General features: G+C 69.2%; 16 protein-coding genes. 9 read left to right on the top strand and 7 right to left on the bottom strand.

Features of this window, described 5'->3' with window-relative positions:
* Positions 1-39: 39 nt before the first annotated feature.
* From RBJ77_RS50465 to RBJ77_RS50455, 3 genes are all read left to right on the top strand, one after another.
* Entirely contained in the window at positions 40-444 is a 405-nt protein-coding gene (locus RBJ77_RS50465; protein ID WP_372351099.1) for an NUDIX domain-containing protein, read from the top strand.
* A gap of 113 nt (positions 445-557) precedes the next feature.
* Positions 558-956 carry a hypothetical protein gene (locus RBJ77_RS50460; protein ID WP_372351098.1) on the top strand — a complete coding sequence of 133 codons (399 nt, stop codon included), beginning with the start codon at positions 558-560 and terminating at the stop codon, positions 954-956.
* Between the two features lie 159 nt (positions 957-1115).
* Positions 1116-1502, top strand: coding sequence for a DUF2809 domain-containing protein (locus RBJ77_RS50455; RefSeq protein WP_372351097.1), 387 nt, complete (start codon positions 1116-1118; stop codon positions 1500-1502).
* 111 nt (positions 1503-1613) lie between these two features.
* On the opposite strand, the gene RBJ77_RS50450 is transcribed toward RBJ77_RS50455, so the two are convergent.
* Entirely contained in the window at positions 1614-1862 is a 249-nt protein-coding gene (locus RBJ77_RS50450; protein ID WP_372351096.1) for a peptidoglycan-binding protein, read from the bottom strand.
* A 558-nt stretch (positions 1863-2420) separates the two neighbouring features.
* On the opposite strand from RBJ77_RS50450, the gene RBJ77_RS50445 reads away from it, so the two are divergent.
* Positions 2421-3404 carry an aldo/keto reductase gene (locus tag RBJ77_RS50445; RefSeq protein WP_372351095.1) on the top strand — a complete coding sequence of 328 codons (984 nt, stop codon included), beginning with the start codon at positions 2421-2423 and terminating at the stop codon, positions 3402-3404.
* 550 nt (positions 3405-3954) lie between these two features.
* On the opposite strand, the gene RBJ77_RS50440 is transcribed toward RBJ77_RS50445, so the two are convergent.
* Complete coding sequence (locus RBJ77_RS50440; protein ID WP_372351094.1) at positions 3955-4896, bottom strand: SDR family oxidoreductase; 942 nt, start codon at positions 4894-4896, stop codon at positions 3955-3957.
* A 147-nt stretch (positions 4897-5043) separates the two neighbouring features.
* Between RBJ77_RS50440 and RBJ77_RS50435 the strand changes: the two genes are divergently transcribed.
* Positions 5044-5943, top strand: coding sequence for a LysR family transcriptional regulator (locus RBJ77_RS50435; protein ID WP_372351093.1), 900 nt, complete (start codon positions 5044-5046; stop codon positions 5941-5943).
* Positions 5944-5963: 20 nt separating this feature from the next.
* Here RBJ77_RS50435 and RBJ77_RS50430 read toward each other — a convergent pair whose 3' ends face one another.
* Entirely contained in the window at positions 5964-7028 is a 1065-nt protein-coding gene (locus tag RBJ77_RS50430) for an Lrp/AsnC family transcriptional regulator (RefSeq protein ID WP_372351092.1), read from the bottom strand.
* A gap of 121 nt (positions 7029-7149) precedes the next feature.
* On the opposite strand from RBJ77_RS50430, the gene RBJ77_RS50425 reads away from it, so the two are divergent.
* Complete coding sequence (locus tag RBJ77_RS50425; protein WP_372351091.1) at positions 7150-8079, top strand: alpha/beta hydrolase; 930 nt, start codon at positions 7150-7152, stop codon at positions 8077-8079.
* 220 nt (positions 8080-8299) lie between these two features.
* On the opposite strand, the gene RBJ77_RS50420 is transcribed toward RBJ77_RS50425, so the two are convergent.
* Positions 8300-9268, bottom strand: coding sequence for an aldo/keto reductase (locus RBJ77_RS50420; protein WP_372351090.1), 969 nt, complete (start codon positions 9266-9268; stop codon positions 8300-8302).
* A gap of 88 nt (positions 9269-9356) precedes the next feature.
* Between RBJ77_RS50420 and RBJ77_RS50415 the strand changes: the two genes are divergently transcribed.
* Positions 9357-9968 (top strand): TetR/AcrR family transcriptional regulator, encoded by a 612-nt coding sequence (locus tag RBJ77_RS50415; RefSeq protein ID WP_372351089.1) that lies wholly within the window; start codon positions 9357-9359, stop codon positions 9966-9968.
* 110 nt (positions 9969-10078) lie between these two features.
* Positions 10079-10567: a hypothetical protein gene (locus RBJ77_RS50410; RefSeq protein WP_372351088.1), complete on the top strand. Its 489-nt coding sequence runs from the start codon at positions 10079-10081 to the stop codon at positions 10565-10567.
* Positions 10568-10658: 91 nt separating this feature from the next.
* On the opposite strand, the gene RBJ77_RS50405 is transcribed toward RBJ77_RS50410, so the two are convergent.
* Both RBJ77_RS50405 and RBJ77_RS50400 read right to left on the bottom strand, forming a co-directional pair.
* Entirely contained in the window at positions 10659-11525 is an 867-nt protein-coding gene (locus RBJ77_RS50405; RefSeq protein ID WP_372351087.1) for a GNAT family N-acetyltransferase, read from the bottom strand.
* Positions 11526-11687: 162 nt separating this feature from the next.
* A complete protein-coding gene (locus RBJ77_RS50400; protein ID WP_372351086.1) occupies positions 11688-12059 on the bottom strand; it encodes a MerR family transcriptional regulator in 372 nt (123 codons plus the stop codon).
* A 34-nt stretch (positions 12060-12093) separates the two neighbouring features.
* Here RBJ77_RS50400 and RBJ77_RS50395 point away from each other — a divergent pair, with 34 nt between their 5' ends.
* Entirely contained in the window at positions 12094-12798 is a 705-nt protein-coding gene (locus tag RBJ77_RS50395) for an SDR family NAD(P)-dependent oxidoreductase (RefSeq protein WP_372351085.1), read from the top strand.
* Positions 12799-13007: 209 nt separating this feature from the next.
* On the opposite strand, the gene RBJ77_RS50390 is transcribed toward RBJ77_RS50395, so the two are convergent.
* On the bottom strand, positions 13008-14369 hold the full coding sequence (locus tag RBJ77_RS50390) for a lipase family protein (RefSeq protein ID WP_372351084.1): 1362 nt from the start codon (positions 14367-14369) through the stop codon (positions 13008-13010).
* Positions 14370-14378 lie beyond the last annotated feature (9 nt).

The following is a 14378-nucleotide window of genomic DNA, read 5'->3' as shown; positions in this document are numbered from 1 at the left end:
CCAACAGGTGCCGCACGAAGGCTGGTTAGGATGCTGGGCGTGGGAAGGCAGACGATCAGGCGCGAAGCTGTAGTGGCGGTCTTGTGCCAGGGCGGTCGGGTCTTGGTGATCCGGCGAGGTCCGCAAGCCCGACTGTCGGACTACTGGGCGCCGTTGAGCGGAACGATCGAGGCGGGCGAGAGCCAGGAAGAGGCGCTGGTCCGCGAAGTCCGCGAGGAGATCGGCCTTGAGGTCTCCGCCGACAGGAAGGTCTGGGAGAGCACGACCGATGACGCGTCGTTTGTGCTCCACTGGTGGACCGCCACCGTCGAGGGCGGCGAACTGAGGCCTGATCCCGGGGAAGTCAGCGAGACTCGGTGGGTCACTGCCGAGGAGTTCGGGCAACTGCACCCTGTTTTCGCGGGGGACCAGCCCTTCTTCCAGGACATTCTTCCGACGCTGTAACTCTGCCTGCCGCCACCCGCGACTTGTTCTGTGGACGGCAGGCGACGACTTCCGATGACGGAGCTTCGCCCCATACGATCTTGAGTCCGGATCATGGATGGCGGAGGGCGGCGATGGAACAGCCGCGGATACGCCTCGGCAACGATGATGTGTGGCTGGAACTGGCGCGGACCCGTACGGACAGCTGGCAGATCACCGCAGATTGGTCCTCCTGGCTGACCGCCGACTTCACCGCAGATCTCAGCGCTGAGGAGATCGTGGACTTCGCGGCCCGCATGCTTTCTCACCTGCGCGCGCCGTCGGGTGGACGCTTTTCGGCGGCGGTGACTCCCGGTCGGAACAATCCGCTGACGTTGAAGGCGGAGCCAGTCGGGGACGGGTTCGCCCTCTTCGTGCGCCTGACCCCTAACGGCGACGACGTTGTGTGCCATTTGCAGATGGAGATCGATCCGATCGCCACGTCGGAGCTTCGTGAGACCTTCAGCGCGCTGCACGCGGCGCTGGCGGTCTGAACCTCGGAGCGTTCCGGTCAGGCTGCCGTCGTGAGTGAGCATCCGCCCCAGCAGATGCCCTTGTATCAGCTGTATCAGCCTTCTTGTGATCCACAGAGGCGTCACGACAGGAGGAGGAGTGCGGGAGGATGCAGTCCGTGGACGGCTGCAAGGGGCGGGATGAACAACAGGCGTAACAAGCTCGGACGTTGGAAGGCCCTCGGGGGTGCGGCGTTGACCGTCGCGGCCGGTCTCGCCGTCCGATCGCAGACCGGTGGCGACTTCGCGAAGTACGCCGGTGATGCTCTCTATACGGTGTTGGTGTGTTTCCTCGTGGCGCTGATAGCGCCCCAGCTGCGGACCACCGTCGTGGCCGGTACCGCGCTGGCATTCAGCTGGGCGGTCGAGTTCCTGCAGATCGTCGGGATTCCGCGCCTCCTGCAACCGCTCCTCGGGGCAACTTTCAACGCGCCCGATCTGCTCTGGTACTTCGTGGGGGCGGGTATGTATTGGTGTCTCATGGTTCGCTGTTACCGTCGACCTCGTTTGCGATCAGCGCGTAGCTGAGAAGGTGCTCGATCCGCCTCGCAAGGCAATGACCCAGTAGCCCTTGGCCACCGGGCCGGGCGACACCGCGAACTAGCGCGGAGTCGCCCGGCCCGAGCCCTTCTCGGTCCGTCAGCGGATCGTCGGAACGTACTGGTAGCAGTAGCCAGGGTTTCTCTCGTTGCCCATGTACCAGGGGTCCCCGTAGTACATGAGGTCGTAGCCCGTGTGCGGGCCCACGTATCCATCCGGGGTCAGGCCGTCGATGTTCTTCTGGAACGCGATCACCGCGGCCTTGGTGGCCGGCCCCCACACGCCGTCCTGTGCGACTGGGCCGCGCCCCGCGCACCGCCAGGACACATGCCGTAAGCGCTGCCGCAATCCCGAATCGGGCCATGCCCGTGCTCATCCCCATTGCTGACTGCTCCCCGGGCCTGACCAGGCATACGCACTGAGGCAGGCCATGTTCCGTGGCGTCGACACTGAACGCGCCGGACGTCCCCTAGTGATCATGGGTAGAGGGCGCCGGCTTCTGGATCCGCCCTGACTACCCACACTGCCGAACCGCGAGGTCACCCTGGGTGGTCCGCCTGACGGCTGTGCGCGGCTCGCCGGCCGCAAGGACGGTTCGTTCAGGGAGTCGATCTCAGGCGATGGAGTCAGGGCCTACTGGTCCTCACCCACGACGAGGTCTCCCGGCGACCGACGACCGACGACCTTCGCCGAAGTCATCCGGCCTCGACCAGCACGAACATTGCGCGACCCCCACACCATGGCCCTCATCTGCAACTTCGGAGTGCACATGCCTCACTGGACGTGTGTGTTCATGTCTCGCACCATTGGCATGATTGGAGACGCGAAGATCGAAGATCACGGCACTCAGCCGCCGCGCCCACCAGACGCACATGTACAGCAGAAGGAAGAAAGAGGATGGGAAACATGGAGCAGCGGACTTTCGGCAGGAGCAAGCAGCAGGTGTCCGTTGCCGGTCTGGGCACCTGGCAGCTGGGGGCTGACTGGGGTGACGTGCAGGAGGAGGACGCTCTGGCGGTGCTGGATGCTGCCGTCGAGTCCGGGGTGACCTTCTTCGACACCGCCGACGTGTACGGGGACGGCCGCAGCGAGCAGCTCATCGGCCGCTTCCTGCGCCGGCGCCCGGACGCGGATGTACTGGTGGCGACGAAGATGGGCCGCCGCGTGGAACTGGATCCGGCGCTGTACACGTTGGACAACTTTCGCGCGTGGACGGACCGTTCGCGCAGCAACCTCGGGGTGGACCGTCTGGATCTGGTGCAGCTGCACTGCCCGCCCACGCCGGTGTTCTCCTCGGACGCCGTTTTCGACGCCCTCGACACTCTCGTGGAGGAGGGCCGGATCGCGGCGTACGGAGTGAGTGTGGAGACCTGCGCAGAGGCGCTGACCGCCATCGCGCGCCCTGGCACCGCGAGCGTACAGATCGTCTTCAACCCGTTCCGGCTCAAGCCCCTGGAGGAGGTACTGCCCGCGGCAGCACAGGCCGGAGTCGGCATCATCGCCCGGGTCCCGCTCGCCAGCGGGCTCCTGTCCGGTCGGTACACCAAGGACACGGTCTTCGCCGCGAACGACCACCGCACCTTCAACCGGCACGGTGAAGCCTTCGACCAGGGAGAGACCTTCGCAGGCGTCGACTTCGTGACGGGTGTCGAGGCCGCCGCCGAGTTCTCGGCGTTGGCGCCCGAAGGTGCCAGCCCGTCGCAGACGGCACTGCGCTGGATCATGCAGCAGCCCGGCGTCTCCTCGGTCATTCCCGGCGCCCGCAACCCCGAGCAGGCCCGTGGCAACGCCCAGGCCTCTGCTCTGGCGCCGCTGCCGCAGTCGACGCTCGACGCCGTCCAGGCCCTGTACGACGACAAGATCCGAGGCCAGGTGCACCACCGCTGGTGACCCCTGTTCGCCGCATCGCACGCAGAGCAGACCAGTTCCTGGTCGAGCGGAGCAGAGACGGGGGACTGGGAGACTCGTCAGACGTGCGCAGCATCTCGGGGTGCTGCGGGGGCCACCAAGGACACTTGGCGGCCCCGCACGCCTGAACCTCCCTCGGGAGGTTGGTGCAACGCCGGCCGACATCTGGGCTGGGTGGGGTTCGCTTTAGGGAAGGCGCTGAGCTGAAGCGCTGTCCATGGACAAGCAGGCGGGTGCGGTTGAGGATCGGCTGGTGACCGATGACGATCTCGTCCTGGCCGGCCGAATGGCTCACCGACTGGCTGAACGGAACCATGCCGGATGGGCCCTACCCGAACCGTGTGCTGGTGGCGCAGGACTGTCCCGCGCGTTGACGGTGGACGCGCGGCGCGGCGATGGATGAGCTGAGCGAGCAGCCCACCGCCGCCGGCGCCATCGAGAGTGCATGCCGCGCCACGAAGCGCGCTGCCGCATTTTGGCTCGGTCGGCAGGAATGGGAAGGCGGGCCGGAGCAAGTGAGAGAAGTAGCTCCCTAGCCCTCAGGGGCCGTGGTTCCGTGCTGAATGCCGTTGAAGTAGTGGCCCTTCTCGATGTCCGCTATCAGCGGGACGTGCAGGGGCCGCCAGCCCAGGCGTTGCCGTGTGAGCGTGCTCGACGCCGGAGTGTCGATCGACGCCAGGGGGCCGAGGAAGCCGAAGTGTTGGCCTGCGTCCTCGGCGGCGATGCTGACGACCGGCACATTCTGCCGGCGGCCGATGGCTTCGGCGATCTTCCTGAAGGGCACCCCCTCGTCATCGACCGCGTGCAGCCGCGAGCCGGCCGGAGCGCCCTCGACGGCCAGCCGGTACAGGTGTGCCGCGTCCATCCGGTGCACCGCGGGCCACCGGTTCGCTCCGTCGCCGACGTAGGCGGACACGCCTCTCGCCCGGGCGATGCCGATGAGCGTGGGCACGAAGCCCTTGTGGTCTCCCTCGCCGTGCACCAGCGGCGCGAGCCGTAGTACGGCCGAGCGCACGCCCCGCTCTGCCAGGGCGATCACGGCATGCTCGGTCGGAACCCTCAGGGCCAAGGCGCCCAGGGCTTCCGCATCGGGCACATCCGCTTCCGTGCCCGTGCGGCCGAGCCTGAGGCCCATGGTTCCCAAGGTCACCACGAACGGTTTGCCGGAGCCTTCGAGAGCTTCCCCGATCGCCTGGACGGCGTCGAGTTCGGTCCGGGCGCGCGCGGCCGGATCCGTGATCTCGCTGATGTGCTGGCTGGCAGCGTGAATGACTCCGTCCGCGACAGTGGCGCCAGCGCGCAGGCTGTCGGGGTCTTCCAGATCGCCGCGACGCACCTGCGCGCCGACCGCCTCCAACGCCGCAGCGGACGAGTCCGAGCGTGCGAGGCCGATCACTTGATGACCTGCTCCGAGGAGCTCGCGGACAACGGCGGATCCGATGTACCCGGTGGCACCTGTGACGAAAATGCGCACGACGACGATCCCCTTGCGGTGGTGAGTCGGCCGGGCCGCGGAGAGCGGCGGGCCTGTGCGTCAACGGTAGGAAGGGGAGATGCCGTGCGTCCAAGTCCCGTTCCGCATCGCGTGATACGAAACGGTCATCACACGTAGCCTGCTGGCATGCCCGACGAGTCCTCTCCCTCGGCCGACCTCGATCTGCGTCTGGTGCGCTACTTCACGGTCCTCGCCGAGCACGGCAGCTTCCATCGCGCGGCCGACGCACTGCACCTCGCCCAACCGTCTCTGAGCCGACAGATCCAGCGTCTCGAACAGCGTATGGGCGTCCGTCTCCTCGACCGCTCGAAGCAGGGGAGCAGCCTCACCGAGGCGGGCCGGATCTTCCTGCCTGAGGCGCAGGCGCTCCTGAGATCCGCCCGACAAGCCCTGGCGACGACCCGCGCCGCCGCGGGTCCCGACCAATTCACCCTGGGACACGTCGGCGGCCTCACCGTGACAGCCATGGTGCGTGACCTGCGCAGACGCCGCCCCAACGCACACGTCCACACGAGGCACCTGAACTTCGATCAGGTGAACGCGGCCCTTCTGGATCACCAGGTCGACGCCGTCCTCGCTCGAGAACCGTTTCTGACCTACCAGTTGGACGTGACGGTCCTGTACGAGGAGCCGCGTGTCCTGATGGTGCCCACGTTCCATCGCCTCGCCGGTCGTGCGTCGGTCACCGTCGACGACTTCGCCGACGAAGCACTGATTCGGTACAACGACGCCGCGTACGACGCCTTCTGGCGGCTCGACCCGCGCCCGGACGGGCGTCCGGCACCTGAGGGCCCACACGCCCTGACCACGGCGGACAAACTCGAACTCGTCGCCGGCGGTCAGGCCGTCGCTCTCGCACCGGCCGGTGGCGACCGTGCCCCTTTCCGGCCTGACCTCACCACGATTCCCGTCGAAGGGATCGAACCGTGCCGTGTGGTGCTCGCCACCAAGGCGAAGGAGCGTCGTCCCCACGTCAGGGAGTTTGTCGGACTGCTGCAGGCCAGTTCGTCGCGGCAGGTGACGTGACGCGACTGAGTCGTTGAGTCCTATCCCTTTCTCAGGTCGGCCGATCGCCGACGCCTTGCGAGGGGAGTGGGTGCGGGATGCCCGCCCAGGGACGGTGTCCGTTTGGCGGCTCGACTGACTATGGCGGTCTCCACCTGTGCGATCCCCAGGCCGGTCAAGTCCTGGGAGAGGAAGCTGTAGAGCGCGGGCAGGTCGGGGAAGTAGGCGGCCGCGTGAAGGTTCGAGGGGCCGGATGTCGCGAACGCGCCGTGTACCGAGGGGTGGTCGGCCAGTGCCTGTCCCGCGGCGGCCAGGTGGTCGGGGGCCACATGCAGCAGCAGTTTGGCCTCGATGGGCAGCCCGAGGCGGTGGGGATCGACCAGGACCTGCGTCACCAGCCGCCCTTGGGCGGCCAGTTGGGCGACCCGTCTGCGGACCGTTGTCTCCGGGTGACCGGTGTGGGCGGCCAGCGCGGCGGCGGAGAGCCGGGCGTCGGGGGTGAGGGCGTCGAGCAGGGACTGTTCCACTGGGTCGGTGTCGACGCCGTACAGCCCCGGAGAGCCGGCGATCCCGGGCCCCGGCCCCGTCTCCGGATCCTCCCGGGTCAGAGCCGTGCGCTCGTCCGGAGACAGGACGGCGTGACGCCACTCGGAAGTGAGCCGGAAGACGTGCAGGATGGTGGCGCTCTCCAGGGAGGTGACCGCCTGCGTGGAGGGGAGTTGGCGGAACACCAGCGGGTTCGGCGAGCCCGGCTCGGTGCGGGCCACCGCGAAGATCTCGTCACCTGAGGTGGTGACGTCGATGAACGGGATGTCCTCCCGCGCCGCGAGCGCGGCCACGATCGTGTCGAGCTTTCCCCGCAGCACCCTGATCCGTAGGAACAGCGCACCGGCCGAGCCGCCGTTGCGCGGCCGGGCGACCGGGGAGATCACCACCCGCACGGTCCCGCTCGCGACGAGCGCGTGCAGACGGCGGCGCACCGTGGCGGGGCCGAGGCCGAGCACCTGTGCCGCCCGCTCGGCGCTGAGACGGCCGTCGCACTGCAGGGCGGCCACCAGCCGCTGATCGGTGAGGCTGAGTACGGAATCCGCCGAAACGTTGCCCATGAAGGCGAGTTTCGCTCATCCGGGCGCCGCCTGCGGCCTCTTCCGCCGGGCCCGGTACCAGCATGGAGAACACGCACTCAGCGCGCTGTCCTCGCTCCCCGACGGACGAAAGGTGGTTCCCGTGTCCCTCTCCGCCACACGCGAGAAAGTACGGTTCACCAGCGGTGACACGACGTGCGCCGCTTGGCACTATCCAGGCACCAACGGCGGCTGCGTGATCATGGCGGGCGGAACCGCCGTGACGAAGGAGCCCGCCTCGGACCGCTTCGCCCGGCGCTTCAACGAGGCCGGCTTCGCGGTCGTTGCCTTCGACCACCGGCACTTCGGGGAGAGCGGCGGCACCCCGCGCCAGGTCGTCCGCTTCGCCGAGCAGCGCACCGACTGGCAGTCCGCGATCGCCTTCGCACGCGAACTGCCCGACGTCGACCCGGAAGGAGTCTCCCTCTGGGGCTTCTCCCTCGGAGCCGGTCACATCCTCCAGGTGGCGGCCGACGATCCGGGCCTGGCATCGGTGATCACGCAGTCACCGGTCGCCGACGGTCGCGCCCTTGCCCCCAACGCGCTGCGCGCCATGACGGCCCTCGCCCTGCTGCGGCTCATGGGCCTGGCGGTCGCGGACGTACTCGGCAGTCTCGTGGGAGGTCGGCCGCTGCTGATCCCCACGGCGGGCGTACGTGGTGAGGTCGCTTCGCTCACCACCCCCGACGCGATGGACGGTGACCGTGCCCTGGACCCCGACCACCGCTACTCGGACTGGGACCAGACGGTCGCCGCACGGATCGCGCTCCACATGGGCGGGTACCGGCCCGGCCGGCACGCCTCCCGGATCCGGTGCCCCCTGCTCATGGTGATCTGCGACCAGGATCGGAGCACGCTTCCCGGGCCGGCGCTGCGGGTCGCCGCGCAGGCCCCTGACGCGGAGGTACTGCACGTTCAAGGGCGGCATTACGCCCCCTTCTTGGAGGCTCATGAAGAGGTCGTCGAGGAGGAGATCGCCTTCCTGCGCAAACACCTGCACGGTCGCGGTCGGTCCGACCAGGGCGTGTTCTGACCAGGAGTGCCGTCCGCGTGGTGTGCCACACGGCGTGCCGCACTCTTTCGGCGGCCCGTGCCCTCGATTGCAGGGCCGCCACCAACCCCCGCACGGCCTGCCGCCAGATGCTCGGGCGGCAGGCCGTGCGGCCCACGCCGGGGCGGAGCCGACGAACGCTCAGATCAACCTGCTGGTGGGGGGCCGGCATCAAGCGCTGACGGAGGTGGCCGGCGGGCGCCTAGCGGAGCTCGATCTCGCCACTGCGCGTCGGCACGGAGTCGAGGGCGGCGAGGGTGGCGGGGTCGAAGCGGACGGCGCCCGCGGCCACGTTGGCGGCCAGGTGCCCGGCGTCGGCGGTGCCGGGGATCAGTAGGACGTTCGGCGCGTGGTGGAGGAGCCAGGCCAGGCCGGCCTGGGCGGGGGTCACGCCCGCGGAAGCAGCGGCGGCGATGACGGCGGGCTCATCGGTCACCTTCGGCATGCCGGGGAAGGCGCTGCCGAGGGGGAAGTACGGCACCCAGGCGATGTCCTCGGCGACACAGATCTCCAGCATCTTCTCGTCGTCTCGGGCGACGAGGCTGTACGCGTTCTGCACACAGGCCAGTCCGGCCGGTACGGCCCGGCGCAGGTCGTCGGCGTCGACGTGACTGATGCCGATCGCTGCGATCTTGCCCTCGTCGCGCAGGGCCGTCATGACGGCGAGCTGGTCGTCGAGGTCCACGACCTGGTCGCCCTCGGCGACGAGGCCGGGCGCGCGGGCGGCGCGGCGCAGGTTGACCAGGGGGAGCTGGTCGAGTCCGAGGCTCGCCAGGTTGTCGTCGACGGCGGTGCGCAGCTCTTCGGGGCGCTGGGCGAGCCGCAGCGGGTGCGGGCCGCCCGAGTTGTCGGGGGTGGCGCCGACCTTGGTGACGACGAGGACGTCGTCCTCGGGCCGGATCGCCTCGCGGATCAGGGCGTTGGAGTAGCCGTCGCCGTAGAAGTAGGCGGTGTCGATGTGGTCGATGCCGAGCTCCACGGCGCGGCGCAGGATGCCGGCGGCCGCGGCGCGGTCCTCACGGAGGCGCGGGAGCTGCATGGCGCCGAAGCCGATGCGGGAGACGGTGCGGCCGCCGAGGCGGCCCGCTCCACCTGCGCGCGGGGCGCCGGTGGCGGTCCGGGCGGCCGGGTCGGCGGAGCCGGTGGGAGTGGCGGGAGTGGAAGAGGTCATGACGATCCCATCTCATGCGAGAATGGAGTGAAACGGAGGAGCCTCCGTGTTGTGAACCGACCGTAGCACAAACGGAGGTGCCTCCACTTTGCCCGCGTCCGAACGGCAGCCCGCCGACGCCATCCGCCCCGACCGGCCCGTGCGCGCCGACGTGCGCCGCAATCGCGAGAAGCTGCTGGCCGCGGCCCTGGCGGCGTTCACCTCCGCCGACACCTCGGTGCCGCTGGAGACCGTCGCCCGCCAGGCCGGCGTCGGCATCGGCACCCTGTACCGGCACTTCCCGACCCGCGAGGCCCTCGTCGAGGCCGTCTACGCGGCGGAGCTCGACGCCGTCACCGACAGCGCCGAGACCCTGCTGCGGGAACTGCCCCCGGAGCAGGCACTGCGCGCCTGGATGGACCGCTACGCGGATCTCGTCTCGGCCAAGCGCGGCATGATCGGCGGCTCCACGACGGGCTGGGCGCCCGGCCGGGGGGCGACCGTGTCGACACGGGACCGCCTCACCGCGGCGGTCGCGACCCTGCTGGACGCGGGCGCCCGGGCCGGCACCCTGCGGGCGGACGTCGACCCCGACGACGTCATCACCCTGCTTCTCGGCGTGTTCCTGTCCACCACGTCCGGCGACCGGGCCGGGCGCACCCGGCAACTGCTCGACCTCGTCGCCGACGGCCTGCGCCCGCATCCGGACGACGGCTCCTGACCTGCCGCCCCGGCCTGGTGATCTCGAAGCGCTACGAAAAGAGTGCGAACGTCCTGATCTCGAACCAGACCTTCAGGGCTTGGGGACAGTGTTCGGCGAGGCGAATGACGATGAGCGAGACGGAACTGCTGGCCCTGCTACGCGAACTGGACGACCCCGAAAGGCTGGAAAAACCGCTGTACTACGACCGTGCCGCGACCGGCCTCACGTTCAGCAGGCTGATCCGCCGACTCGAAGCGGACTTCGGCTCCCCGTGCGAGTCCGAGCGGGACACCCAGGACTCCAGCCAGTACGGACGCATCCACGTGCCCGCAGACGCAACGATCTGCGGAACACGGATCGTGGTCTGCGTAAGCAAGTTCGGCTCCCTCGCCGAGGTGTGCGCCGACAACCCGGGGGCCTTCCTTGGCACGGACGAGGCCCGTGACGAGGGCGCGCTGGATCCCGCTGACCTCGCCACAGTGGAAGAGGCTTTGACCGAACTCAGGTACGTGAGCGTCCCCGAAGAACTACTGGAGAGCGACTACACGGGCCCCAGCGCGCTGGAGCGCTTCGCAGCGCGGCCCACGTGGTGGACGCGATTCTTCGGATTCATGTGATCGGCCCAGCGAGCCTAGCGAACAGCTTGCCATCTCGCCGAGCAGGCAAGGGTTCTCAACCGTCATTGGCTGAGGTTGCCGCTCGGACACGTCAGGCGGGTCGGCTGACGTCCAGTCGTTCGGGCGACGGCTCGTACCCGGCTGCCCTGTAGGTGGCTACGGCGGCGGTGTTCGAGCTCGGGGTGGCGACGAGCGCACTTGAGGCGCCCATCTCGCGCAGTGTCGACGCAGCAGCGAGGCAGATCGCCGTCCCGTGGCCGTGACCACGATGGTCAGCGTGGACACCCATCGGCTCCAGCAGGCCGGGCCTGCCGGGCCCGGCCGACCAGATCGTCACCGCGGCCACCGCGTTGTCCTGGTCGTCGTAGCCGATCAGACAGCGGGCATCGGCGTAGACCGGCCCGGCCGCCAGGACGTGCCAGATCTCCTCGGTGAACCTCGGGCTGCCGAACGCCGAGCGGTGCACCGCGGTCCGTGTCCCCGCCGTCTTCGGACCGGCTACCTCGATCCGCAGGCCGGAGTCCTTCACCGGCTCGGAGAGATCGTGGCGCAGAGGCGTCCACGGCTCGTCCGGATTCCAGCCCGCTTCCAAGAGGGGCTCGCGCAGGAGTGCACCGTTGGGGAGCTCGAGACCGACCTTCCCAGGTGGCAGGACTCCGCGCTTCGGATCGTTGAGGTCCGCCAGCAGCTGACGCGCCAGAGTCTCGTCCTGTCGTACGTCCGGCGCGGTCGTGAGGCGAAGCACGTCGGGAGCGTCCAGGTACCCGACGGCAATGATCCGCCCGTCGTCGCTCCAGGTGCGGACGGCAGCGGCCAGCCTCTCCGCACCCAGCGCCCAGGCCCAGCCGAGGTCTCCAGGATGGAGCTGCAACGGCGTCCGGTCGTCCTGCCATGCGCGAAGCGCGTCCACGACCCCGATGAGTCCGTCGATACCGGGTTCGCTCAGAACGATCGTCATGGCCGCATCCCACACCACCGCGGCAACCGGCCGCACCTGGATTTCGCTCCAGGAGTCAGATCCACAGGACACAGCGTTGTCATGGTCTGTGGAGGCTCGTTATGGCGCCGGGCCCGCCTTTTCCTGGCGCCGGCGTTGGCGCCGCCCGTGAAGGAGCTCGCGCTACGACTTCTCGGCGTTGCGGGGTGCTGTGTCGAGGACGGCGTCCAGCATGCGCCGGGAGTTCTCCAGTTGGCTGATCGTCTCGGTGATGCGGGCGTGTTCTCGCTGCAACTCCCCGATGAAGGTCGGGCAGCCGAGTGGCACCTTCAGTTCGTCTTTGCCGCGCACGCAATGCACGATCTTGCCGATCACCGTGGTGGAGAGTCCTGCGGCGAGCATGGCCCGGATGTGGTGCACCGTGGCGATGTCAGCGTCTGCGTATGCGCGGTAGCCGTTGTCCGATCGTGCCGGGCGAAGCAGACCTTGTTCCTCGTAGTAGCGCAACAGCCGCCTGCTCACGCCGGTTTCGTGAGCGAGGTCGCCGATTCGCATCCTGGGACTGCTCCTTGACCTTCACATTGATGTGATGCCCTACGGTCCCCAGTATCGCCGAAGGGGAAGAGGGGGCCGGATCATGCCGGGTGCAGTGATCATTGGTGCGGGGCCGGGGATCGGGCAGGCGGTCGCTCGTCGGTTCGCCAGAGAGGGGATGGCGATCACGCTGATCGCCAGGGGCCCAGAAGCGCTGCGCGGTGTTGCGGACGGGCTTGCTCCCCATGATGTTCCGGTCATGACGTTGCGAGCCGACAGCACCGACCGGGCCGAGCTGGACGCGGCCCTGGACCGGGCGGTCGGCGAGCACGGTGTACCGGAGGTCGCCGTGTACAACGCCGCGCTGGTGCGCCCGGACAGACTGGGCGAGTTGTCGGTGCGCGACCATATGGAGGCCTGGGCGGTCAACGTCGTCGGCGCGCAGAATGCCGCGGCGCACCTGGCGCCGGCCATGGCGGCACGGGGGAGCGGAACCTTCCTTGTGACGGGCGGCATGCCCGAGCCCAAACCGCAGTACGTGAGCCTCTCCCTGGGCAAGGCGGGTGTCCGGACCCTGATCACACTGCTCGACCAGCAGTACGGTTCCCTCGGAGTCCACGCGGCGAGCGTCACCGTGGACGGCCCGGTCGCCCCCGGCACCGACTTCGACCCCGACGACATCGCCGAGCACTACTGGCGCTTGCATACCCAGCCGCGCCACCTCTGGGCACGCGAGGCACTGCACACCGGCCGCTCCTGATAGCGCGCTGCCGTTCGCTCGATGTCTGTACTCCATCGCCCGGCACCATCGAGAACGGCGGGGCAGGTAGGCGCGGACAGGGTGGGCATGCCAAGAGGGCGACCGGGCCGGACGCGTGGAGCGTTCGGCCCGGCCGCCCTTCGTCGCTCGGTACGCGCGACAGTGTGCCGGGGAGATCGTATGGCGTGCCGGAGTCCGGGGCGTGCTGGTCAGGGTTGGAGCGGCAGGGTTGTGCAGTTGGAGGTGGTCGGCTTGCCGGCCAGGCGGTCCGTCAGCCAGGAGATGGCGTCGCCCTGGTCGGTGAGCAGTGGCACGAGGTGGTTCGTGAGGATCTTGTCACCGAGGTTCGGCAGGATGAGAGGCTTGTAGGTGATCGTGGCGCCCTTCGCGCACCAGTCCTTGGCCAGTTGGCGAACCTGCCCGCGCGGCACGATGTCGTCCTGCACGCCGGTGGCCACGCGCACCGGACCGGTCGGTTTGAGGGTGCCGATGCGCTGTCTGTCCAGGGCGGCCTGCGCACGGGGTTCGGAGGCGATGACGTCGGCGATCGAGGCGCCGCTCGTCGTCCACTTGGTGCTCTTGGCGAAGCCGTAGCCGAAGAGTGCGTCGCCGACGCACATGGTGGAGGCGTCCTTCAGCGCGGCCCTGCCGGTGTCGTTGATGTTGGCCTCGACCACCGCCCGGAGATCGGTGTCGGACTGGACGAATCCATTGATCGACCAGGCCAGGGCGCCGGCCAGGGCGCTGCCGTCGATGCCCTTCATGGTCGTGGTGAGATCCGCCGGTGGCGCTCCGGCGTAGGTGCCCGCGAGAGGAACGTCCGGGGCGTAGCTGGGCTGGAGTTCGGCGGCGGACGCGCTCGCCCCGCCGCCCTGGCTGTAGCCGTAGAGCCCGGTGGGCGAGGAGGCGGTGACCGAGGCTCCGGGTACGGAGCGTGCGGCGCGGGCGGCGTCCAGCAGGGCGTGGCCCTCGTCCAGCCGGTTGACGTAGGTGTGGAGCCGGTCGGTGGAGCCGAGGCCGACGTAGTCGGTGAGGACGACCGCCGCTCCGGTGGCCAGGATCCGGTAGATGGCCAGGGCTTCGTAGCCGGCGGACACCGTGTCCCCGTTGAGGGTGAGCGGGTGCTCCAGGGCGAACGAGGCGGCGCACTGGTCGCCCTGCCCCATGGTGCCGGGTGCCACCGCGACCAGCGGGCGCGGCCCGGACTTCGTCCACTCGGCGGTGGGTTCGATGTACGCGCCGGTCACGGCGACGGGCCGGCCGGCCGAGTCGGTCGACTTGTACATCAGCCGGGTCGCGGTGCCGGGCATGGCGCGTCCGTCGAGGCCGGGGATGCTCAGGCCGAGGGGCATGGCCTCGGTCCGCAGCAGGGTGCCGTTGGCCTCGGGCAGTTCGGTCGGAGGGGTGTAGAACTCGGGAATGGTGACTCCGCGGGAGACGACGGAGTGCGGGTCGTCGGCGACAGCGGGCGTGACCGTCAGACCGAGGCAGACGGCGCCGGCGATCGCTCCGGCGAGCGGCGCCGAGGTGGCGAAGGCAGTGGAACGGGAACGCGCTCTCTTGCGGCTCAAGATGGGCTC

The organism is Streptomyces sp. KL116D (genome assembly GCF_030766975.1).
Classification (GTDB): Bacteria; Actinomycetota; Actinomycetes; order Streptomycetales; family Streptomycetaceae; genus Streptomyces; species Streptomyces longispororuber_A.
This window is presented reverse-complemented; position numbering and strand designations above follow the sequence as displayed.